We start from the raw sequence: 22,263 nt of genomic DNA on the forward strand, positions 1-22,263 counted from the left end.
TAACTATTTATAGTTCATTTTTAGGGAGTAAGGTGCTACTCTGGAAAATATTTTACCGACTACCGGTATTTTAGTTACAATAGTGCTGATTAAGAAAAAGGAAGGAATAACATTTCCTTTAACCGTAATTAATTGCTGTTTGGTATCAATATTACCTTTCATAGTAAAATCAAAGAACGGTCCGTGTGCTTCCGTATCGAAAATTGTAATTATATTTCCTCTATAATTAAATTTACCGGTCATATCTTCAAATAAAATATTTTTATTATTAGTTATTGAACTAAGAAAACCCGGCAACGAAACAAAGGAAACAAGCCGTGTTAAAAAAGGAGTATCGACTACCGTAAAATGTTTTATAGAAAATTTGCCGTCTAATATCGGCACTATTTCCCCTTTTTTTACTTCATATCTTCTTGTATTTAAGTTGATGTTAATCTGACCGTTTTGCATAGTGGAATACATTCCAAGTCCCTTAAGCAATGCTCCGGCATTATCGGATTCAATTAGCCATTGTTCAAAAGTGTCTTTAGCGGTAAGCGACATCTTAACTTTTTTATTATCAATATTAGCATTTAGAAAACCGGAGAAACACCGCACTTTATCACATTTAATTGCTAAATCAAGATTACCTAGAATTATATTATTCTTTAAAATTATTTTTGATATATTAGTTTTTAAATTAATATTACGCGTAGAATCTCCCTCTTTTTCTAAAAACTGCATCATATTAGCATTTGATAAATCTAATCCGCTTCCATAAAGTTCCGTATTAAGATTATGATTATCTATGATTATTTTTCCTTTTAAATCCGTATGATTATGTTTAACAGAGGCTAGATTAATATTATAGTTATCTTTTCTAATTAAAACATTACCGTTGATTTTTAAATTATCCTGTCCTGAAAGATTGAATTCAATATTTCTATCAGAATTTTTATTATTTAATTTTGTATATAAAGATAGATTGGCTTTTTTATATAATTTTTTATGAATAGATACTTTATCTATATAGAATTCTAAATTATCAAGATTAGAATTAACGGTAATAAAACTCTCATTATTATGCTGTTTTTTATACTCAAAATTTAAAACGGTGCTGCCTGAAATTAATTTAAATACACCGAATCTTTGATTATTTGCCGTAATATTACTTTTTATTTTAAGTAAACACTCATTATTTTTATCTGATATATCATGATCATAAGTAAAGCTGCTTGCATAATTATTAATTTTACCCTTACCGTTAATATTTAGTTTGTTGTCTTTAAAGCTACCCTTGGCTTCACCGTTTTGTAATAGGATATTATTGTCTAAGGTGTTAAAAGAGATATTTGTTAATGTCGACAAAACATTATAGCTATTAGGGATATTTGGGCTAATAGGAATTATTAGCTCTATTATTGAATTTGCCGCTCCTTTGATTTTTTTAAGATCTATATTTTGAGCTTTAATATTTTGATAGACATCATTTGGAACAAAGGCAATTAAGTCGTTAATTTCGCCTTTAGCAGTAGCATTAAAAACAAATTGTGATTTATCCGGTCCTTCCCATTTGAAAGTCATAATACCGTCTGAAACAACACTTTTACCGCTATATGCTTCATTAATTAGAAATTTTATTTCTGGTCCTGAAATGATTATATTAGTATCAACTTTAGTCAAAGGCGGTAAATCTGTATGATATTTATATTCAAAATTCGAGATATGTAAATTTGCTTTTAAATTATCTTCTACTAAAATATTTTTTTTTAAAAATTTTTTATCTAATTTAATATTTAATTCTCCGTTTTGGATGTAGCCTTGTTTTATATGTTCTCGTAAATATGAGATTATAGGGTTATCCGGAATAATTTTTTCGACTGTTTGATAAATTATTAAAGGCATATTTGCGGCAGCTGCACTCGCATCGATATTTTTATCAGTTATTATACCGTTTAGTGATAAAAAAGCTTTATCCCCAAAGGTAAGTTTGCAATTAACGGTCTTTGGATGATCTTTAGAATAGGCGGTTTTATATGAGCATAAAGCATTTCCTAGAGGTAAGTCTGTTCCTTGCTCATCGGCTAAGATATCACTTTTTATTGAAGTTAGTCGTATGTCGGTTAGGGAATCTTTTTTAATTATATTTAACGAATAATCACCGGTTGTTGAAGTATTTATAATCTCTTCATCGTTATTTGAGATTACGGAAATTTTATCGATATTAAAATTAGCCTCTATTAACGAATTAGAGAAGAAATTTTTGAAATTAAAGAAAAGATTAAAATCGTTAATTTCTCCTCTAGCATTATCTATAAGACTTAAGGAAATTTTATCTATGGATAATCTGTTTTCTTTAAATTCTAAATTATGTAGTACAGCCTTTATATCATTTTTACTTAAATAAAATTCAATTATTTTTTTCAAAGGTTCATTTAAGTGTCCTTTATTTGCACTATAAACAGTTAGAGTTATAGCCAAAGATAATGAAATTAGAATTATAAAAATACTAATAAAGGTTTTTTTAATAAAATTCATTTGAGCTTGTAAATTTATTGAAATATGATAAAAAGCTTTATATACTCGCTGAATTTGAAAAATTGGCTACGTCGCCTTTGTAAGACCTCGGATGCTCACGTATTATTATACGCTCCGCTCCTCGGTTTACAGTCTCCTTGCTCTTTTCCAAATTGAGCTTCGTATCCCAACTCTTCATGTACTCGAGGTATGCTTGTCACGCTAGTTGAATATAACGTATAATCTAAAAATTTAATATAAAAATCACAAAAAATTATGAATATTACATTTATCGGTAGCGGATATGTGGGATTAGTCTCAGGTATTATTATGGGCTATTTAGGTCATAATGTTACTTGTCTTGATAATGATGAGGTTAAAATATCCAAATTAAATAAGCAAATATTACCGATTTATGAAGCTAAACTTGATGAGTATCTTAAGCAAGCTTTAGAAGCTAATAGGTTAAAATTTACAAATATTTATAATAATGAACTTCAAAATGCCGAGGCAATATTTATTACGGTCGGTACGCCTTCAAAAGAGTCGGGAGAAGCAGATTTAAAATATGTCTATGATGCTATTGATAAAGTTTCCAAGCATATAAATAAAGATTGTTTAATAGTCATAAAATCTACTGTTCCGCCTGATAGTTGCAGTAATATTATAGCTTATTTAAAATCAAAAGACTTTTCATTTAATGTTGCTTCTAATCCTGAGTTTTTAAGAGAGGGCAGTGCGGTAGAAGATTTTTTATATCCTGATCGTATAGTTATCGGCGTAAATAATAAAGAATCAGAGGAAATATTGCGAAAAATTTATGCACCTTTAATAGAACAAGGTGCAAAGTTCGTGGTTACCGATTTAGTGACGAGCGAGCTTATTAAATATGCTTCTAATAGCTTTTTAGCTACCAAAATTGCTTTTATTAATGAGATGGCTGATTTATGTGAAAAAATCGGCGGTAATATTAAAGATTTATCTAAAGGTGTAGGACTTGATCAAAGAATCGGTCAAAACTTTTTAAATGCAGGACCGGGTTTTGGTGGTTCATGTTTTCCAAAAGATATTCTAGCATTAAATAATCTTGTAGAAAATCATCATATCGATTGTAAGATTCTTAAGGCAGTAATTAAAAGTAATAAGCAGCGTCCAAGTAATATGGTAGATAAAATAGCTACTTTGTTAGACGGAGATTTAAAAAGTAAAAATATAGCAATTTTAGGCTTAACATACAAAGCGGGAACAGATGATGTTAGGGCAAGTCCTGCCATCGAAATTGTAAAGATCTTATTAAATAAAGATGTATATGTTAAAGCATTTGATCCTATCGGTCTTGAAAATGCTAAAAAGAATTTAGAACATAAAAATTTGCTATATTTAGATTCGGTAGCTGAAGCCTGTAAATCAGTAGATATTATAGTTATTGCAACTGAATGGTTAGAATTCAAAGAACTTAATTGGCAAGGAATTTATGCTTTAGTAAAATCCCCGATAATCATTGACCTTAGAAATATACTAGATAATGAAGCAATGAAAAAAATCGGTTTTAGATATTATGCAGTCGGAAGTAAGATTTAGTCTAAACAACGTCATTGCGAGGAAAAACTGTAAGTTTTGACGAAGCAATCTCAGGAGTTTGTTATTATTTCATGAGATTGCCACGCTCTCCACGTTCGCTCGCAATGACGATTTATACACTTATAAAATTAATAAAAAATGAAACCTGAATTTATTCATTTAAGAACTCAAAGCTCTTATTCTTTTTTAGAAAGTGCACTAACGATCGAGAAAGTAGTAGAGCTTGCTTCATCGAATAAAATGCCTGCTATTTGTTTGGCAGATAAGGGAAATTTATTCGGCTCGTTAGAATTTGCATTATACGCAGTAAAAAAAGGACTGCAGCCGATACACGGAGTTATTCTAAATATAAAATACGATATAAATATTTTTGCTCAAATTTTGCTTATAGCTAAAGATGAAATCGGCTATAAAAATTTACTCAAACTATCAAGCCTTACTTTTACTAAAAATGATCGTAAGCTATGCGATCACATTGATTTTGAAGATTTAATTGAATATCAAGAGGGGTTAATAGGATTATGCTGTTATACCGACGGTATTGTCGGAAAATGCTTGCTAGCTCGGAGCGAAGAGCAAGCGATGCTATTTGCACGTAAATTACAGGACATTTTAGGAGATCGTTTTTATTTTGAGATTATGAGACACGATCTACCGGAAGAACAGTTTATTGAAGATAGTTATATTAGAATTGCTGCCGAGCTTGCTATTCCGCTTGTTGCTACTAATAAAGTTTTGTTTAGCGAAAAAACCATGCATGATGCACATGATGTATTATTATGTATATCAGCCGGTGTTACTAAAGAATATCCTGATCGTAAAACAGTTAGTGAAAATTGTTATTTTAGATCACCGCATGAGATGATAGAGCTTTTTTCTGATCTACCTAGTGCTATCGAAAACACCGTTAATTTAAGAGAGCGTTGTTATTTTGCAGCACATGCAAACCCGCCGATGCTGCCTAATTTTGCCACCAAAGATATTAGTGAAATGGATTTAATTAGAAAAGATGCAAAAGAAGGGTTGCTTGCAAGGCTTGCTACAAAGTTTAAATCTGAAAATATTCCACTGCAGAATCAAGAAGACTTGAAAACCGAATATTTTGCTCGTCTTAATTATGAGCTGGATATTATCTGTAATATGAATTTTGCCGGTTATTTTTTAATTGTATCCGATTTTATTAAATGGAGTAAAAAAGAGGGTATTTTAGTTGGACCGGGTAGAGGTTCGGGAGCAGGCTCGGTTGTTGCTTGGAGCTTGCTTATTACTGATCTCGATCCGATTAAATTCGGCTTATTATTTGAAAGATTTTTAAATCCTGAACGTATTTCAATGCCTGATTTTGATATTGATTTTTGTCAAGAAAGGCGTGAAGAAGTAATCAATTACGTACGCTCTAAATACGGTAATAATAGAGTAGGACAGATTATAACTTTCGGTAAAATGCAGGCAAAGGCCGTAATTAAGGATGTTGCTCGCGTACTTAGCTTACCTTATAAATTCGCTGATTATCTAACGGAGCTTGTACCTTTTAGTGCGGTCAATCCCGTTAGCCTAGAACAGGCGATGCGTGAAGTTCCGGAGCTTGCAAATGCCGCTAAAGGTAATGGGTTGTATAATTTAGAGGGTGAAGCGGAATTAATTAAGTTGGTGCTTGATACTTCGTTAATTCTTGAGGGGTTACATAGGCATTCCTCAACTCATGCCGCAGGAATCGTAATAGCAGGTACTGATTTAGTCGATATAGTACCGGTATATAAAGATGCTAATTCCGATATGTTGGTAGTTGGTTATTCTATGAAATATTCCGAAATTGCCGGTTTAATTAAATTTGATTTTTTAGGACTCCAAACCCTGACGGTTATTACCGATTGTAAGAAACTACTTAAAGAACAAGGAATAGAAGTAGATTTTAACAATATGACCTTTGATGATAATAAGACTTATCAAATGTTGTGTAAAGGTAAAGGAGTCGGCGTTTTTCAATTTGAAAGTATCGGGATGAAAGATGCACTTAGACGCCTTAAACCTGACTCTATACACGATTTGATAGCTCTTGGGGCTTTATATCGTCCGGGTCCTATGGAAAATATTCCTACCTATATAGCTTGTAAGCATAAATTACAGCAGCCTGATTATTTACATGAGCTATTAAAGCCAATCTTAGAAGAAACTTACGGAGTGGTGATATATCAGGAGCAGGTACAAAGAATTGCTCAGATTCTCGCAGGTTATACGCTAGGAGCTGCTGATTTGCTTCGTAGAGCGATGGGTAAGAAGATAAAGAAAGAAATGGAGGAGCAGGAAGAAATCTTCGTTAAAGGAGCAATTGCTAATAATATTTCGGAATCTCAAGCTAAATCCATTTTTGCAACCGTGGCTAAATTTGCAGGTTACGGTTTTAATAAGGCGCATGCTGCAGCTTACGGCGTTATTTCATACCAAACCGCATATCTTAAAGCTAATTACCCGGCAGAGTTTTTAGTAGCATGCTTAAATCTTGAATTAAATAATCATGATAAAATTAATTTATTTTTACAAGAAGCAAAAGATAGCGGTATAAAAATTACTGCACCTAATATTAATATCTCTGAAGGGTATTTTACAACTTGTCATTCAGAAGACTCTTTATGTCATCCCCAAGGTTCTCTATGTCATGCCCGCGAAAGCGGGAATCCAGAAAAAATTAGTAGCACAATAATCTTCGCCTTAGGGGCTATTAAGGGAGTTACGCCGAATTTCGGTAAGTTAGTAACAGACGAACGGCTAGCTAGAGGAGCGTTTAAATCAATTACCGATTTTATTGAACGATTACCACCAAAATCTATCAATAGTAAATTACTAGAAAATTTAATTAAATCAGGCTGTTTTGATGAGCTGCATGATAATCGATTGCAATTATTTTCAAGTATTTCAAAATTGCTTGCTTATTCGGCTTCATACCATGCAGAACAGGAATCGAATCAATTTAGCTTAATTGAAGTTTCTAGTTTAAGCCCTAATATATTAATAGCAAGTGATTATGCCGATAACAATACTTTAGCTTTTTATGAGTTTGAATCTATGGGTTTATTTATCTCTAATCATCCTCTTACGCAATATCAAGAAATATTTAACCGTTTAAATATTTTAAGTACTGCAGATTTACATAATAACTTACCTGACGGTGCTAACCGAATAAATCTTGCCGGTGTAATACAAAAAAAGGATTCTCGTATGTCGGCAAGAGGTAGGTTCGTGACGCTTGTGCTTTCTGACCCCGAGAATATCTTTGAACTTAGTATTTTTAGTGAGGAAGTTTTAAAAGATTATGTACATTTACTCGATGTTAAAAGTTTGGTAGTCGTTAATTGTGATATAGTTAAAGATGAAGGAGGAATAAAACTAACGGCAAAAAGCTTTTCATCAATTGAGGATGCAATTAATAATAAACAATTTGAGTTACAGCTTTACCCACAAAATCATGAAGAATTACGGCAGATAGTAACCTTGCTTGCAGCTCGCACTAATAACGGGGACCAGAGTAATTCTAAAGCTACAATCTATTTACAAAGCGAAGATGTAAAGAATTTTGTAGCAAAAATTACATTACCTGAAAAGTTTTTTCTTCAAGGGCAAGATTTTGAGATTTTAAAAGGATATAGTAAATAGTGAGGTTGTCGCTCGGCTTTCTATGTTATTCCTGCGAGGCATTGTTGTGTGGCTCTTGAAAAACGCTCGGTTGTCATACCGTGGCTTGACCACAGTATCCAGTAAAAATGCTGATTTACAGAATTTTTTTAATCTTTTTCTGGATTGCCACGTCGCTTCGCTCCTCGCAATGACGACTGGGAGTCCACGCAAGCAAGCCTTTCTCGCAAGGCGTTGTTGCGTGGAGATTAAAAAAAGTCAATATAGCGCTTAGAGTATAAAAATAATTAAATTTTATATAATTCTAAAAGCTATATTGAGCTTTCCCAAGGGCAATCATTTCATTTAATATATTTATCTTAGTAATTACTTCGTTTTTTCTTCCTTTCTCTGTTTTTTGTTGTAAGTTAAAGCCAAACGTTCGCTTCAACCTAAACATAAACGATTCAACCCTTAACCTTTGATGATAGCCGCTATTAATTTTCCATGCTTTTAAACCTTCATCAAAATTTTTATATTCTCTAATTCCTTTTATTACTTTATCTCTGTAAGCTAAATGTTCTTTCTCTACCTTGCTTTTATTCTTTAATTCATCTTGTGACTTAGATGTTCGTGCTGGGGGCATTAAATCTTGTGCTCCCCAATCATATATTATCTTTCTAAACTCCTGCGTATCATAAGCTCCATCTGCTATAACGGTTTTAGCTTTGCCTGTTATCTCTTTGCTCATATCACCAACAACTTCACAGTCGTTTGTGTTACTATCCGTATAGGCTACATGAGGATGATATTATAGCAGGCCAGCTAATGCGTTTAGTAGGTGATCAAAAGAACTGAGGCCTTGGCCTCTGCTTTTTATATTTACGTAATATCAAAGGTTTTGGTTGGAATCATAAACGTGTATACAGGATATATAAGGAGCTAGCCCTTAATATGAGAATAAAGCCTAAGAAGAGATTACTGGTCGTGCCTCCGTATTGCAGTTTAGAGTAAATAGTCTATAATCCTCAAACAGTAATAAGAGAGAATTATAGTTAAGGAGTTATGGCAAAAATAGATGTTAAGTGTAGATATTGTAACAACACAGAAGAAGTAATAAAGTCAGGATATTCAATTTCAAAACAACAGAGATATCAATGCAAGCGGTGTAATCGATATTTTTAATTGGAGTATATTAATAATGCATCTAAGCCTGGAGTTAAGGAGCAAATAGTAGAAATGTCAATCAACGGCTCTGGAGTTAGAGATACAGTAAGAGTATTAAAAGTGGGTATCAATACAGTTATCCGTGTTTTAAAAAAATCTAGTATTAAAAAACAATAAATCATTCTATCAGTACAACAGAAGTAATTATTGCTCCTGAGATAGATGAACAATGGTCTTATGTACAGAATAAATCCAGACAACGATGGCTTTGGTATGCCTTGGATAAGATTTCGTTAAAAGTAGTTGCTTATACGTTTGGTACAAGATGTGATAGCACATTAGAATCATTACTGAAAAAACTAGAGAATTTCAAGGTGACTTTTTACTATACAGATGGATGGGGGAGTTATGCTAGGTTATTAGACCCTAAAAAGCATATTATCAGTAAAAAATACACTCAACGGATAGAACGAAGTAACTTGAACCTTAGAACGAGATGCAAGAGGCTTGCACGTAAGACAATCTGCTTTTCCAAGTCATTGGATATTCATGATAAGGTTATTGGTACTCTTATTGAACGTATAGCTTTTTAATAGGCGTAACTGCAATATGGAGGCATGACCCTTTTGCAAGTAAAAGCTTAACCATTTCTTTATTTTGCGATAAAGCAACTTCTAAAAAGGTGCTAATTTGTAATAGTTGAGATTTAATCTTACATTTAGTAAAATTAAGATAATATTAAATGGAGGATTAGAGATGAATCTAAATCAAAAAATAATAAAGCCAAAAATAGGATTACTAGAATTAGCTAGGAGTCTTGGTAGTATATCGTCAGCATGTAAAGCTATGGGCTACAGTAGAGACAGTTATTATAGGTTTAAAGAGTTATATGAAACAGGAGGAGAAGAAGCATTATATGAGATTAGTCGGAAGAAGCCAATTATAGCGAATAGAGTTGATCCTGCCGTAGAGAGAGCAGTATTAGATATGGCAGTAGAATACCCCGCTTATGGTCAGCTGCGAGTATCAAATGAGCTTAAAAAGACTGGTATTCTTGTATCACCTGGAGGAGTTAGATCTATTTGGCTACGTAATGATTTAAATAATATCAATAAAAGACTTAAAGCATTAGAAGCCAAAATGGCTCAGGATGGTATTGTTCTTACCGAAGCTCAGTTACAAGTATTAGAGAAACGGCGTAGCGAGAAAGAAGCTCATGGTGAGATTGATACACAGCATCCAGGTTATCTAGGATGCCAAGACACATATTATGTAGGTAATTTTAAAGGCATAGGCAAGGTATATTCTCAAGTGTTTATTGATAGTTACACTCGGGTTGCAGAGGCTAAACTATATACTGATAAAACAGCACTTACCGCTGCTGACATGCTTAATGATAGAGTGTTACCATGGTATGAGAGTCAGCAAATACCAGTACTTCGTATTTTAACTGATAGAGGTGGTGAGTATAAAGGTAATATAGAACATCATGCTTTTGAATTGTTCTTAAGCATTGAGGGTATTGAGCATACTACTACTAAAGCATATTCTCCTCAAACAAATGGTATGTGTGAACGTTTTAATAAAACTATGAAACAAGAATTCTTTGATACTGCTATGCGTAAAAAGATCTATACTGATCTTGATGATCTACAACTAGATCTTGATATTTGGCTAGAATATTATAATAATGAAAGACCGCATTCCGGTAAATATTGCTATGGAAAAACACCTATGCAGACTTTTATGGATAGTAAAAAGTTAGCTGTTGAAAAGAATAACGAAATCTTATATCTTGAATACTCATCTGACAGCCATAACTTATCAGACATTCAGATATAATTTTTATAATGTCTGTAAGATTAAATCTTGACTTCTACATATTTTTTACTCGTAACTTTAGCTTACTAGCGATTCTTGATGCATGGGCATAATCCGGTATTCTTAAATCCTTACCCGCAAATATTTTGCTAAACATTCCTTCTGCAAATCCGCTTGTTGCTCGCCATGGCAATCTTAATAACAGCTTAATTGTTAGCAAATATTCATACATCTTGCTATTATATCTTCTCGCTCCTCCTTGCCTCTGTTCCCCTCCATAATATAACTCTTTTAAATATTCTTCACAAAATGTGAAAATTATTGTTCCTCTTTTCTTTAAACTTCTGTTATATTCTTTCCAGTTGCAAACTTTTTGTAGCTTTGACATACACACTTGTGGTTAAGTTTTTTGTCGATTTACTACTTTTCTTAGTTCGCAGCTACTTTTTTTATATCTACGCAACAAGGTCTTGCAGGAATGACGGTTTTGGTATCTACGCAACAAGGTCTTGCGGGAATGACAACCTTGAGTTAACTTTTTATAGGCAGTACCTGAATTGGTAGTAAAATGAATCTATAATTGAGTAATATTCTTTGATGTTTTTTTTACCGCTAAATACGACATTATTATTTTTATTATCGCTAAGTTCCATATATTTTGTTAGGCGATGTTTGTCTGCTATTAACTTTGCTTCTTTTTCTAAATTGATATTTTGTTCAAGATTTGGCTCTTTAATTAAATCTTTAAAGTAATTACTTATGGATTTTAATCCCAACTTTTCTGTTAATTTACTTAAATACTTATAAAATTTATGTTTGATAGTTTGTTTTTTTAGGTTCTGAATTTTTATTGAATATATTATCAGTTTTAACTACTTGTTTTTTATCGTCTACTACTTTCGTACTATCAGGTAAGTTTTTATTAGCTTCAGTTATTAGTTCATTTACTAAATTTTGTTTTTCTTCTTTAAGTACAGTGTCATTCAAAAAGCTTGATACAGGCGAATTTTTTGAGTGTATTGTATCCAAGTTAAGATTAGTAGTTTCTTGTTTTTCTATGTTCGGGAGTGGTATATTAATATGCTCGTTTTTTGTTTCAATGATAGGTGAGTCTATTAATTTATTCTCTCCAAAAATATCTAGCGTTGCTTGCGTAAATTCATCTACTAATTTTTGAGCTTTGATAGGTGTTATTGCTTCATTAAATTTATTTTCACTGTAATCTTTAACTACTTGAGTGATTTCTTCAGATGCTTTTGCTTCCGGTATGGTCATTTTGTATTTTTGTGCCATATCTTTTATGACATCATTAAGTTTCTTATGTTCTTCCGATAGCTCTAGCGGCTTAGGGTTAGTATTACTTTGTTTCATTTGCCGGAAAATATCTATAGATGGACGGCTTTCTATTTTTGCTTGTATTTGTGCTTTGATAAGTATATGTACATCTTTATCATTTAAGCATTTTTCTGATAGCTCGTTAATGATTTGTTTCTTGTTAGATTTATATAATCTATAATTTTCTAAAACTGTTTTTGAGGGAGCTATTTCGCGTTCTTCAAAACAAGTTTGGATATGGTTTATGATAGGCTTTAAAAGATCTTCGGTAATAGGTGAATCAGTGTCCTTATAGGGAAACACGGTAGATAAAAAATCTACTAGATCAATCTTGACATACTTTAAATTAGATTCTTCAGCAACTTTATTAAATAACTTTTCCTGCGTGCTTAGTGTATGCCCCTCATTATAAAAAGCATCAAAATTATTAGTAGCTGAATTGGTAATATCTTTTTGGAATTGATTTTGATGAGTTGTATTTGAGATACTTTGTTCTTTTGTTAAAGGTATATTTAAAGTATTTGCTAAATTTTTTTGTTCGCTTTCTAAGTTTGATATTATTTGAGATACTTGATTTTGTGTAATAAAATCATATATTTCACGAAATTCTGAATCCGGTACATTGTCTCTTAAAGCTTCTCTTATTGACCTGCTGCTACAATTCCCTAAAGTTTGTCCTGTAACTGTTCTGCTTGAATCAGCTGTTGGGTTAATAAGCTGCTCCGATTTGAACCTGTTAATCTCGTTATTATGAGCTTTTATTGCTTCTAGTTCATTTATAGATAATATAGAAAATATACTATCTTTTATTTCTTTATATATTAAATCTTTTACTTCTTTATCTGTTTGATTTTTGAGTTCATACTTAATGGAGCTGAATTTTGCTTTACTTCTTGCTTCTATTGTTTCATTTATTTTAGATAATTGATCTTTTGGTGTTTGATTTAGCTTTGAATTATCTGCTCTTACTCCAGCACCGGCATTATATATAATACGATAATTTTTTCCGTTTTCTTTAGAATATTTTATAACATTTGCATGTAATCCTGTATTAGTAGGAGCATTAGAATATGATAAATATGCTTCTCCGGTTTTTTGCAGTTTATCGTATATTTCATCTGTGGTTGTTTCTAAAAATTTTTTTAACTGTTCTGCGGGTGGCAATTTATTTAAGCTAGTTAAATTACGTGCTAAAAAGGATTGCTTATAAATCTCATCTAAGCCATTCATAAAATGGTCTAATTTTTATCTGTATTTTCGTCAGGATTTAAAGCCTTATAAGCTCCAAGTAAGGCTTTATAACTGCTAGCCGTTATAAAATGAGCTGAGCCTAAATTATAATTTTTTGTGGATTTATCGTAGGTACGGGCATCGTCAAGCATTTCGCGGTACTGAGTTGCTTTTGCTTCATACTCATATTCCCGTATGTTATTTAAGGCTTGAGTGATATTTTTATAATGCTCTCTCAGCTTATTCTCTTTTGGAGCAGTATTTATAAGCTCGTTTTCAGATTGTTCCAAGTTGCCGAACTTTATATCACTATTTATATTCTCAGTCATACTTTCTAACTCATTAGTTGAATAAGCGGATGTGAAAGTAATCCTATATTAAGGATAAATAAATATCAAGATAGTTCTTTCTAAGCCCTATAATTACTCTCTCAATATATCTATTTTATCTAGTTGCTCCCATGCAAAATTTTCGTCTTCTCGACCGAAATGACCGTAAGAAGCTGTTTTTTGATAACATGGAGCGCGAAGCTTAAGATGTTTAATAATTCTGCCTGGACGCATATCAAAATGCTGTGTTATGAGCTTAGTAATCTGTTCGTTACTTAATTTGCTAGTACCGAAAGTTTCAGCATAAATAGATACGGGAGCAGCAACACCTATTGCATAAGATATTTGTATTTCACAGCGATCGGTCAGTCCTGCTCCTACTATATTCTTAGCAATATAACGTGCCATGTAAGCAGCCGACCTATCTATTTTAGTTGGGTCTTTTCCTGAAAAACAACCGCCGCCGTGTCTTGCCATTCCGCCATAGCTGTCCACGGTAATTTTCCTACCGGTTAAACCGCAATCGGCAACAGGACCGCCTATAACAAACCTACCTGTTGGGTTAATTAGGTATTTAGTGTCTTTGTGAAGTAAATTGCTTGGTAATGCCTGTTTAATAATTTCTTCCATTACTGCTTCAATAAGGTCTTTTTGTTGTATTTCCGGATGATGCTGAGTTGATAAAACTACTGCATCAATGGCAACAGGTTTGTTATTTTCATATCGTAACGTGACTTGTGACTTTGCATCAGGTCTAAGCCAAGACAGTATATTTTTTTTACGTAAATATGCTTGCCTTTTCATTAATAAATGAGCGTAGTAAATCGGTGCAGGCATTAAGCTATCCGTCTCATTACAAGCATAACCGAAAACCATACCTTGATCCCCTGCTCCTATTTCATCGTCATTTGCATTGTCAACGCCCATAGCTATATCGGGTGATTGTTTAATGATAGATGAAATTACGGCACAACAGCTACCGTCAAATCCATAATTTGGATTATTATAGCCGATTTCTTGTATCTTGCTTCGTACTATTTGCTCAATATCTACATAGGTACTAGTAGTAATTTCGCCGCCTACTAAAACTAGACCGGTTGTTACAAATGTTTCACAGGCAACGCGACCACTAGGGTCATGTTTTAGAATTTCATCAAGTACCGTATCTGAAATTTGATCGGCAATTTTGTCTGGATGCCCTTCAGAAACCGATTCAGACGTGAATACAAACTTTTTCATACATTATGCTCCTTTTAAAATTCTTCAAATGTTTATGTCATTCCTGCCGAGGCATTGCCTGCGTGGATCAGTTTTCCGCCATTGTGAGAAGAATTACGTAGTAATTCGACGAAGCAATCTCGTGCCAAAGTCCTGAGATTGCCACGCTCCTTACAGTTGCTCGCAATGACGATATCTCTCTTTAGTTAGCAATGCCATATAGACGAAGTTCAATTTGGAAAAGAGCAAGACATTTCATATTTTTTGACCGCAGCGTACGTACAAGTAACGTGAGGATTAAAAAATATGAAACAACGACGCCAATTATTCAAATTAAACGAGTATATTCAATGAATCTCCATCCAGTTATTACCTACTCTAATTTCGGTTATAATCGGTACATCCATATTAGTAGAGTTTTCCATAATTTTTTTGATAATAGGCGTTACGAGTTCTACTTCACCCTCCGGCACTTCAAATAGTAATTCATCATGAATTTGCAGTACTAATCTGGTTTTAAGATTATTTTTTTCTATTTCTTGATCTAGATTGATCATAGCAATTTTAATTATGTCGGCATTAGTTCCTTGAATAGGAGCATTAATAGCTGCACGTTCTGCAAATTGTTTAAGCTTTTTATCATGAATTAGAGGTACAAAACATTTTCTGCCAAAGAAATTTATGACATAGTCGTTGCTACTTGCAAAAGCTTTCGTTTGCTCCATATATTCCTGCACTCCTTTATATTCGGCAAAATATTTCTTGATATATTCGGATGCTTCGCCGTTACTAACGTTTAATTGTTTAGCAAGCCCAAAAGCACTTATACCGTAAATGATACCAAAATTTATGGCTTTTGCTTTACGTCTATGTTCGCTAGTTAGTTCATGTTTTTGCAAGTTAAAGATTTGACAAGCCGTTTGAGTATGGATATCATCTTTATTGATAAACGCTTGTTTTAGTGCATATATATTTGCGATATGGCTTAATATTCTAAGCTCAATTTGGGAATAATCGGCAGATATTAATTTATATCCTTCTTCAGCGATAAAAGCTTGTCTGATTTTATTCCCCTCACTAGAGCGAATAGGTACATTTTGTAAATTAGGTTCTTGTGAACTAAGTCTTCCTGTAGTGGTAGAAGTTTGTAAAAATGTCGTATGTACTCTATGTGTTATATTATCTATCTGTTTCGGTAAACTATCGGTGTAGGTATTCTTTAATTTTGTAAGTTGCCGCCATCTTAATAACAAGTCGGCAATATTATATCCATGCTCGCTAAGTTTTTCGAGTATTTCTGCCCCTGTTGAGTAAGAGCTTGCTTTAGCCGAAGCTTTACCAAAAGGTAATTGCATTTTTTCAAATAAAATCTCACCTAATTGTTTTGGCGAACCAATATTAAATTTAGTTCCGCTAAGAGCAAAAATTTCTTCTTCAAGTCTAGCTATTTCTGTTCCAAATTCAGCAGATAACTGATTTAGATAATTTGCATCTACTTTAATCCCAATTTTTTCCATTTTATCTAAAATAAAACAAATAGGTAGGTCAATGTCGCTATAAAGCCTAAAGGCTTTATTATCTTTAAGCTCCAGTATATTTTGTTTATAAAGTGAAGTAAAATCGGCGACTATTCTTGCCGATTCAGTGATCCTATTATCCTCTTTCAAAGCCTCTTCAAATAAATTTTTCTGTGATAAACCGGCAGATAACGCATATTGCATTAGTTCTAAATCCTCTATAGCCGTAATTTCATGAGATTGTTCTGCATAGAATTTAAGTAGAGGCTTTAGAGAGTAGGTAATTTTTTTTATAGATTTATCGGTTAGTAAATTGAAGATTATATCCGAAAACCAGTCATTATTATTTTTAGTATTATAGGAAAATAGATCATGGGAAGTGTTAGAAATTTTAATAATATAGCTTTGGTTTTGCAATGATAAAATAAGAGCAACATTATCTCCTTTATGCTGCAGTAAATATATCCCGAATATTCCTATTTTCTCAGCTTTTTTAGCAAAATCTGCGAGTTCACTAGCGTTACTGATTTCTTTTGCCCCGGTTACTTTATTGTCTACTATCTCTTTATGGTCATTAATTTTAATATCAAATAAATTTTCTGCTCTTTTATATAAAGATTTAAAACCGTATTCCTGTAAAAATCCTGTTAATTTATCGCTATTTGGAGGAGACCATTCTAAATTATTCAGCTGAAAATTTAAATCAACATTAGAATCAAGCCCGATTAATTGCCATGAAATTAACGCCGCTTCTTTAGAATTTTGTAAAGTTTCACGTTGTTTTAGGCTTGAAACTTGGTCTAAAGAGTTAAATATATTCTCTACAGAACCAAATTGCGTTATAAGACTACTTGCCGTTTTTGGTCCAATAGACGGCACACCCGGAATATTATCCGATCTATCGCCGATTAAAGCCATCACTTCACGTAATTTATCAGAAGTAGTACCGAATTTTTTAACAACATCATCTTCCGTAATATATTTTCCTTTTAACGGATCATATATTTTGATGTTTTCACCCATTAACTGTAATAAATCTTTATCGGAAGAGATGACAACTACATCTTCGCCGAGTGCAGCTGTTTTAGCGGCAAAGGTTGCAATAATGTCATCGGCTTCATAACCGTTTTTCTCTAGAATAGGAAAGTTAAAGTTACTAGCAACATCCCGAACTAAGGGTAATTGTACGACTAAATCCTCAGGTGGAGGCGGGCGGTTAGCTTTATATTCAGGATAAATATGATGGCGGAAATTTTTACCGCCGCTGTCAAATACTACAGCGACATGTTTAGGCTTAAAGTCGCTCAGCAATTTTAGGAGCATCGAAGCGAAGCCGTAAAGAGCGCCGACAGGTTCACCTTTCGGCGAAGTTAAAGGCTGTTGTGCATAATAGGCTCTAAAAACAAACCCGTATCCGTCTATTAGTAATAAGGTATTTTTTTGAGTCATCTTGTGATTTTATTTTTAATTCTATCGTCATTGTGAAGAGGTTTGGGTTAATACCAAAGTCGTCATTGCGAGCGACTGAAAGGAGCGTGGCAATCTCAGGACTTTGGCATGAGATTGCTTCGTCAAAATTTTCAATTTTTCCTCGCAATGACGAAAAAACGATCCACGTAGCAAAACCTCACAACCCCACTAGACTTTTAGCAAAATCATGTCGGTTGAATATTTTTAAGTCCTCTCTCTTCTCGCCTATACCGATAAAGTATACGGGTAGATTAAATTTCTGTACTACTCCGACAAGCACTCCGGCTTTAGCACTACCGTCTAATTTAGTCACGATAAGCCCCGTCAAATTAGTAGCATCATTAAAATGTTCTACTTGGTTATAAGTATTTTGTCCTGTAATAGCATCAATTACTAAGACGCTATGAGTAGGAGCATTCTCGTCTAGTTTTTTTATAACCTTTACAATCTTAGACAGTTCATCCATCAAATTTTTCTTATTATGAAGCCTGCCTGCCGTATCGATAAAAAGTATATCGATATTTTGTTTTATCGACTCTTCCATAGCACAGTAAGCAACACTCGCAGGGTCAGCTGATTCTTCACCGGTAATAAGTAGTGCATTTGCTCTATCTACCCAAGTGCCTAGCTGATTCACGGCAGCCGCTCTAAAAGTATCACAGGCCGCAACCGCTACTTTTTTCCCTTGTGCTGAGTACATTGCAGCAAGCTTACCTATAGTGGTGGTTTTACCTGCTCCATTAACACCGCAAACTAAAATTACGTTTAGTTTATTTTCGTTTAGTGTAAAAGGAATTTCTGATTTTGATAACTGCTGCTCTATTAATTCAGCTAGAGCTTCTTTTACTGTATTACTATCTATTTCTTTGTCAAATTTTACCTTTTTAAACTCTTCAATAATATTAGTTACTACCGAAACGCTCATATCACTTGCAATAAGCAGCTCTTCAAGCTCTTCTAGAGTTTCTGCATCTAATTTTTTCTTGTAAAATATTTTGTCGATACCTTCTGATATTTTATTAGAAGTTTTAGATAAACTTTGTTTTAATTTACTAAATATCGAAATCATATTAGATAGTTTTTGTTTTATGGATGTTGTTGCTGCTACGTTGTCATGTTACTGATGTCATTCCTGCGAAAGCAGGAATCCATCATAAAGCGAGATAACCTCCACTTTTAATTTCAAAAACTTGCTGTATTTACACTTTTTTACTGGATTCCTGCTTTCGCAGGAATGACAATAATCAAGACAATTTAAGGTACTTATCTCTTCTTCTTATTCTCGCTTTTGTTTTTATTTCCGTCGGTAGTTTTATTGAATCTACCTAAATTTTTAACAAATTTTTGTAGTCCGTTAAGTTCCGTTCCATATGTTCTAGTATATTCACGGACTGTTTCTATATCTTGTCTATGAGAATCATCTATTACTACTATTTCTTGCATAAAATTATTAGCATCAAACGTCATTTTTACTATCTTCTGCTTTTCAATTTTTGGATTGAGCCAAGCTCTTTGAGAAATAACTCTTTCAACATAATACCAAGTATTTTGGGAATATTCCGGTACCATAGTAGGTGTACCTATTAACTCTACGACTTCTGTTTTATTTAGTTTTTTAGACTCTAATTTTACAAGTGCCGAATCATCAATGGATTGTCCTCTATTTTCGATAGTTTTACAGCCGCTTAAGGAAAAAAAGGCTAATATACTAAAAATGTATGTTATAAAAATTTTCATAAGTTTAATTTTATCTAGATTTTATTACAAGATTATAATATACTGCTTCACTAATTTGACAAATACTTTTTAATTTATATTTAGAGAGGCTAACAATGGCAGTTCCAAAGAAGAAAACATCAAAATCAAGACGTAATATGAGACGTTCGCATTTAGCACTTGGCAAAGTTAACGTAATAGTTGACTCGCAAACCGGTGAATATAAACTTCCTCATCACGTTTCTTTAGTCGACGGTACTTATAATAATCGCCAAGTAGTAACAAAGAAAATTGAAACTGAAGAAGAAGTAGCTTAAGTACCTAAAATTTATGACCTGTAAAATTATTGGTTGCGGCGAGTATCTTCCTTCAAAAATAGTTAGTAATGACGAGCTTGCAAAATTTGTAGATACTAACGATGAATGGATTAGAACAAGAACAGGTATTACGCAGCGTCATATAGCAGGTGATACAGAATATACTTCCCATCTTGCTTTAAAATCAGCTGAAAAAGCTATAGCGGATGCGAGAGTGTCGGCAAATGATATTGATTTAATTATTACATGTACTACTACTCCGGATAATAGCTTCCCTTCAGTCGCCTCTAAGCTTCAAGGTTATCTTGGTTTAACTAATATACCGTCTTTTGATTTACAAGCAGTGTGTGCCGGCTTTGTTTATGGTTTACAAGTAGCAAATTCTCTTATCTCATCGGGTAAATATAAAACTATTTTGCTTATAGGAGCCGAGAAAATGACGTCATTATTAGACTGGAATGATAGGACTACTTGCGTTTTATTCGGTGATGGGGCCGGTAGCGTAATATTGCAGCGTAGTAGTGATGATTCCGGTTTAATAGATAGTAATATCTTCTCAAACGGGGCTGATTATGAAATATTATACACGAACGGTGGTGTAAGTATGAATGGTATTAGTGGCAAGATAGTTATGCAGGGGCAAAAATTATTTCGTCATGCAATAGAAAAAATGCAACAATCTATAGAAGATTTACTGCATGCCAATCAATTCGGTGTAAGCGATATTGATTATTTCATACCTCATCAAGCAAATATCCGTATTATCAATAAACTCGCTGAACTATTAAATATAGAAGAGCATAAAGTAGTGAAAACCGTAGAAAAACATGCTAACTGCTCTGCGGCTTCTATTCCGCTTGCTTTGAATACTCTTAAAGCATCAGGCAAAATAAAAAAAGGTGATATTCTACTATTTTCAGCTATAGGTGCAGGTCTTACTTGGGGCAGTGTATTAATTAGATGGTGAATATACTCAGGTAGAATTTCAAAAATTGTCGTTGTTGTTTAATATTTCTTGATCTTCACATATTATATATTTATATATAAGCTGCCGGTTATAAGCTTCAAAATCGATTCCTCTTTTCTATATTAAACTTCATTTATCTATTTATCCAAACTATCCACTTGTATTATAAAAATGATATTTTTACCACATTTATACAGAAGTAATTGCATTTTATAATATTTTAGTCTTTAAACTAATAAAATAATGATATATACTAACTCACATAGCTTTTGGTTAGTTTAGTTTTATAACTAGCTAAAATGAATTCAATATTAATAAATTATAATCTCAAGGAGTTTAATTATGAAAACAAAAATTACATTAGCTTTTCTTGCATTATTTGTGCTTGCAGGGTGTAATACAACAAAAAGAACACCGCAATTTGACGGTAATATGAACCAAGGTGAAGAAGCCTCATTAATGAAAGATTTCGAGAAACATGCAGAAACTGTAGTGCGGTTTGCTTTCGATAGCTCTGCTTTATCACCAAAGGCTAAAGAGGCACTAGAGAGACAAGCTTGCTGGTTATCAAAGCATCCTGAATTAAAAGTTACTGTTGAAGGACATTGCGATGAAAGAGGTACCAGAGAATATAACTTAGGTTTAGGTGAAAGAAGAGCAGAAGCAGCGAAAAAATTCTTAGCTCATAAAGGAATCAACCATAACAGATTAAATACAATCTCTTACGGTAAAGATAGACCTGCTATGATGGGTAATACTGAAGAAGCTTTTGCTCATAATCGTAGAGCTGTAATTAAGCATCACTAAAATTATTTACTAATTATAGTATCCTAAAAGGTCGAGTTTACTACTCGACCTTTTTTTATTTATAACCTGTTATGTCATTCCCGTCCTGTGTAGACCGGTAAATACTCTTTATGTAATTCCCGAGTGTAGGCGGCGGCGTTCCATGGATCGTTTTATGTCATTCCTGCGAAAGCAGGAATCCATATGCTAAAAAGCTTTACTTTAATGGATTCCCACTTCCGCGGGAATGACATCGTTGCTTAAGTTGACACTCATGCACCCACGCGAGAAGCATTGTTGCGTGAATCTGCTTTTCCGTCATTGCGAGAAGAATTACGTAGTAATTCGACGAAGCAATCTAGTAAAAAAATTCTGATTTACAGAATTTTTTTATTATTTTTTCTGGATAGCAGCAAAGCTTCGCTCCTCGCAATGACGGTTAGATATCCACGCAACAATGTCACGCGGGAATGACATAAGTGAGCCATGCAACAATGCCTTTAGTCGTTCGCAATGACGAAAAAACTGATCCACATCGCCCTGTTTTTTAGACAATACCTCAAAAATATAAAAATTTTACTAGACTTAACGGCATAATAATTATATAAATTTCAAATGAAAAGGGGCTGTAGCTCAGTTGGTTAGAGCACGCCGCTCATAACGGTGTGGTCGTAGGTTCAAGTCCTACCAGCCCCACCACACAA

General features: G+C 33.3%; 15 protein-coding genes, 1 tRNA gene and 4 pseudogenes. 9 read left to right on the forward strand and 11 right to left on the reverse strand.

Translation table 11 applies throughout. The features are described from left to right. Positions 1 to 3: 3 nt before the first annotated feature. A complete protein-coding gene (locus tag AC0ODJ_RS02365) occupies positions 4 to 2,517 on the reverse strand; it encodes a transporter AmpG 3 (protein ID WP_474464878.1) in 2,514 nt (837 codons plus the stop codon). A 255-nt stretch (positions 2,518 to 2,772) separates the two neighbouring features. Between AC0ODJ_RS02365 and AC0ODJ_RS02370 the strand changes: the two genes are divergently transcribed. Beyond that, entirely contained in the window at positions 2,773 to 4,077 is a 1,305-nt protein-coding gene (locus AC0ODJ_RS02370) for a UDP-glucose dehydrogenase family protein (RefSeq protein ID WP_218460528.1), read from the forward strand. Between the two features lie 138 nt (positions 4,078 to 4,215). Continuing rightward, positions 4,216 to 7,728 (forward strand): DNA polymerase III subunit alpha, encoded by a 3,513-nt coding sequence (dnaE, locus tag AC0ODJ_RS02375; RefSeq protein WP_474464882.1) that lies wholly within the window; start codon positions 4,216 to 4,218, stop codon positions 7,726 to 7,728. A gap of 283 nt (positions 7,729 to 8,011) precedes the next feature. Here dnaE and AC0ODJ_RS02380 read toward each other — a convergent pair whose 3' ends face one another. Beyond that, entirely contained in the window at positions 8,012 to 8,437 is a 426-nt protein-coding gene (locus AC0ODJ_RS02380) for a transposase (RefSeq protein ID WP_474464885.1), read from the reverse strand. A 107-nt stretch (positions 8,438 to 8,544) separates the two neighbouring features. On the opposite strand from AC0ODJ_RS02380, the pseudogene AC0ODJ_RS02385 reads away from it, so the two are divergent. The 3 genes and pseudogenes from AC0ODJ_RS02385 to AC0ODJ_RS02395 all read left to right on the forward strand — a co-directional run. Next, a pseudogene (locus AC0ODJ_RS02385) lies at positions 8,545 to 8,670 on the forward strand (IS3 family transposase); the annotation flags it as partial. Positions 8,671 to 8,751: 81 nt separating this feature from the next. Beyond that, positions 8,752 to 9,446, forward strand: a pseudogene (locus tag AC0ODJ_RS02390) (IS1 family transposase). A 163-nt stretch (positions 9,447 to 9,609) separates the two neighbouring features. After that, a complete protein-coding gene (locus AC0ODJ_RS02395) occupies positions 9,610 to 10,695 on the forward strand; it encodes an IS481 family transposase (RefSeq protein WP_474465666.1) in 1,086 nt (361 codons plus the stop codon). A gap of 34 nt (positions 10,696 to 10,729) precedes the next feature. Here AC0ODJ_RS02395 and AC0ODJ_RS02400 read toward each other — a convergent pair whose 3' ends face one another. From AC0ODJ_RS02400 to AC0ODJ_RS02440, 9 genes and pseudogenes are all read right to left on the reverse strand, one after another. Continuing rightward, the gene (locus AC0ODJ_RS02400; RefSeq protein ID WP_474464888.1) at positions 10,730 to 11,062 is read right to left on the reverse strand and encodes a transposase; all 333 of its coding nucleotides are present in this window, start codon (positions 11,060 to 11,062) and stop codon (positions 10,730 to 10,732) included. Positions 11,063 to 11,248: 186 nt separating this feature from the next. Beyond that, positions 11,249 to 11,450, reverse strand: a pseudogene (locus tag AC0ODJ_RS02405) (hypothetical protein). A 34-nt stretch (positions 11,451 to 11,484) separates the two neighbouring features. Further along, positions 11,485 to 12,312, reverse strand: a complete 828-nt coding sequence (locus AC0ODJ_RS02410) for a hypothetical protein (RefSeq protein WP_256621558.1) — start codon at positions 12,310 to 12,312, stop codon at positions 11,485 to 11,487. A gap of 662 nt (positions 12,313 to 12,974) precedes the next feature. Next, positions 12,975 to 13,239: pseudogene (locus tag AC0ODJ_RS02415) on the reverse strand (hypothetical protein). A gap of 8 nt (positions 13,240 to 13,247) precedes the next feature. After that, positions 13,248 to 13,568: a hypothetical protein gene (locus AC0ODJ_RS02420; RefSeq protein WP_256621560.1), complete on the reverse strand. Its 321-nt coding sequence runs from the start codon at positions 13,566 to 13,568 to the stop codon at positions 13,248 to 13,250. 93 nt (positions 13,569 to 13,661) lie between these two features. Further along, entirely contained in the window at positions 13,662 to 14,807 is a 1,146-nt protein-coding gene (gene metK, locus AC0ODJ_RS02425) for a methionine adenosyltransferase (RefSeq protein ID WP_474464894.1), read from the reverse strand. 326 nt (positions 14,808 to 15,133) lie between these two features. Next, positions 15,134 to 17,752, reverse strand: coding sequence for a DNA polymerase I (gene polA / locus AC0ODJ_RS02430; RefSeq protein WP_474464898.1), 2,619 nt, complete (start codon positions 17,750 to 17,752; stop codon positions 15,134 to 15,136). A 178-nt stretch (positions 17,753 to 17,930) separates the two neighbouring features. Beyond that, positions 17,931 to 18,842 (reverse strand): signal recognition particle-docking protein FtsY, encoded by a 912-nt coding sequence (gene ftsY / locus AC0ODJ_RS02435; protein WP_218460923.1) that lies wholly within the window; start codon positions 18,840 to 18,842, stop codon positions 17,931 to 17,933. Positions 18,843 to 19,036: 194 nt separating this feature from the next. Continuing rightward, on the reverse strand, positions 19,037 to 19,510 hold the full coding sequence (locus tag AC0ODJ_RS02440; protein ID WP_218460924.1) for an outer membrane protein assembly factor BamE: 474 nt from the start codon (positions 19,508 to 19,510) through the stop codon (positions 19,037 to 19,039). Between the two features lie 95 nt (positions 19,511 to 19,605). Between AC0ODJ_RS02440 and rpmF the strand changes: the two genes are divergently transcribed. From rpmF to AC0ODJ_RS02460, 4 genes are all read left to right on the forward strand, one after another. Further along, on the forward strand, positions 19,606 to 19,806 hold the full coding sequence (rpmF, locus tag AC0ODJ_RS02445) for a 50S ribosomal protein L32 (RefSeq protein ID WP_008579275.1): 201 nt from the start codon (positions 19,606 to 19,608) through the stop codon (positions 19,804 to 19,806). A gap of 13 nt (positions 19,807 to 19,819) precedes the next feature. Further along, the gene (locus AC0ODJ_RS02450; protein ID WP_218460925.1) at positions 19,820 to 20,773 is read left to right on the forward strand and encodes a beta-ketoacyl-ACP synthase III; all 954 of its coding nucleotides are present in this window, start codon (positions 19,820 to 19,822) and stop codon (positions 20,771 to 20,773) included. 342 nt (positions 20,774 to 21,115) lie between these two features. Further along, positions 21,116 to 21,580 carry a peptidoglycan-associated lipoprotein Pal gene (gene pal / locus AC0ODJ_RS02455; RefSeq protein WP_218460926.1) on the forward strand — a complete coding sequence of 155 codons (465 nt, stop codon included), beginning with the start codon at positions 21,116 to 21,118 and terminating at the stop codon, positions 21,578 to 21,580. A 601-nt stretch (positions 21,581 to 22,181) separates the two neighbouring features. Then, positions 22,182 to 22,258: transfer RNA gene (locus tag AC0ODJ_RS02460), tRNA-Ile, on the forward strand. Positions 22,259 to 22,263: the final 5 nt, after the last annotated feature.

The organism is Rickettsia senegalensis (assembly GCF_056135685.1).

Excerpts from the sequence above, each read along its gene's own strand:
- AC0ODJ_RS02365 (WP_474464878.1), bottom strand. The coding sequence starts at position 2,517 with ATGAATTTTATTAAAAAAACCTTTATTAGTATTTTTATAATTCTAATT.
- AC0ODJ_RS02370 (WP_218460528.1), top strand. The coding sequence starts at position 2,773 with ATGAATATTACATTTATCGGTAGCGGATATGTGGGATTAGTCTCAGGT.
- dnaE (WP_474464882.1), top strand. The coding sequence starts at position 4,216 with ATGAAACCTGAATTTATTCATTTAAGAACTCAAAGCTCTTATTCTTTT.
- AC0ODJ_RS02380 (WP_474464885.1), bottom strand. The coding sequence starts at position 8,437 with ATGAGCAAAGAGATAACAGGCAAAGCTAAAACCGTTATAGCAGATGGA.
- AC0ODJ_RS02395 (WP_474465666.1), top strand. The coding sequence starts at position 9,610 with ATGAATCTAAATCAAAAAATAATAAAGCCAAAAATAGGATTACTAGAA.
- AC0ODJ_RS02400 (WP_474464888.1), bottom strand. The coding sequence starts at position 11,062 with ATGTCAAAGCTACAAAAAGTTTGCAACTGGAAAGAATATAACAGAAGT.
- AC0ODJ_RS02420 (WP_256621560.1), bottom strand. The coding sequence starts at position 13,568 with ATGACTGAGAATATAAATAGTGATATAAAGTTCGGCAACTTGGAACAA.
- metK (WP_474464894.1), bottom strand. The coding sequence starts at position 14,807 with ATGAAAAAGTTTGTATTCACGTCTGAATCGGTTTCTGAAGGGCATCCA.
- polA (WP_474464898.1), bottom strand. The coding sequence starts at position 17,752 with ATGACTCAAAAAAATACCTTATTACTAATAGACGGATACGGGTTTGTT.
- ftsY (WP_218460923.1), bottom strand. The coding sequence starts at position 18,842 with ATGATTTCGATATTTAGTAAATTAAAACAAAGTTTATCTAAAACTTCT.
- AC0ODJ_RS02440 (WP_218460924.1), bottom strand. The coding sequence starts at position 19,510 with ATGAAAATTTTTATAACATACATTTTTAGTATATTAGCCTTTTTTTCC.
- rpmF (WP_008579275.1), top strand. The coding sequence starts at position 19,606 with ATGGCAGTTCCAAAGAAGAAAACATCAAAATCAAGACGTAATATGAGA.
- AC0ODJ_RS02450 (WP_218460925.1), top strand. The coding sequence starts at position 19,820 with ATGACCTGTAAAATTATTGGTTGCGGCGAGTATCTTCCTTCAAAAATA.
- pal (WP_218460926.1), top strand. The coding sequence starts at position 21,116 with ATGAAAACAAAAATTACATTAGCTTTTCTTGCATTATTTGTGCTTGCA.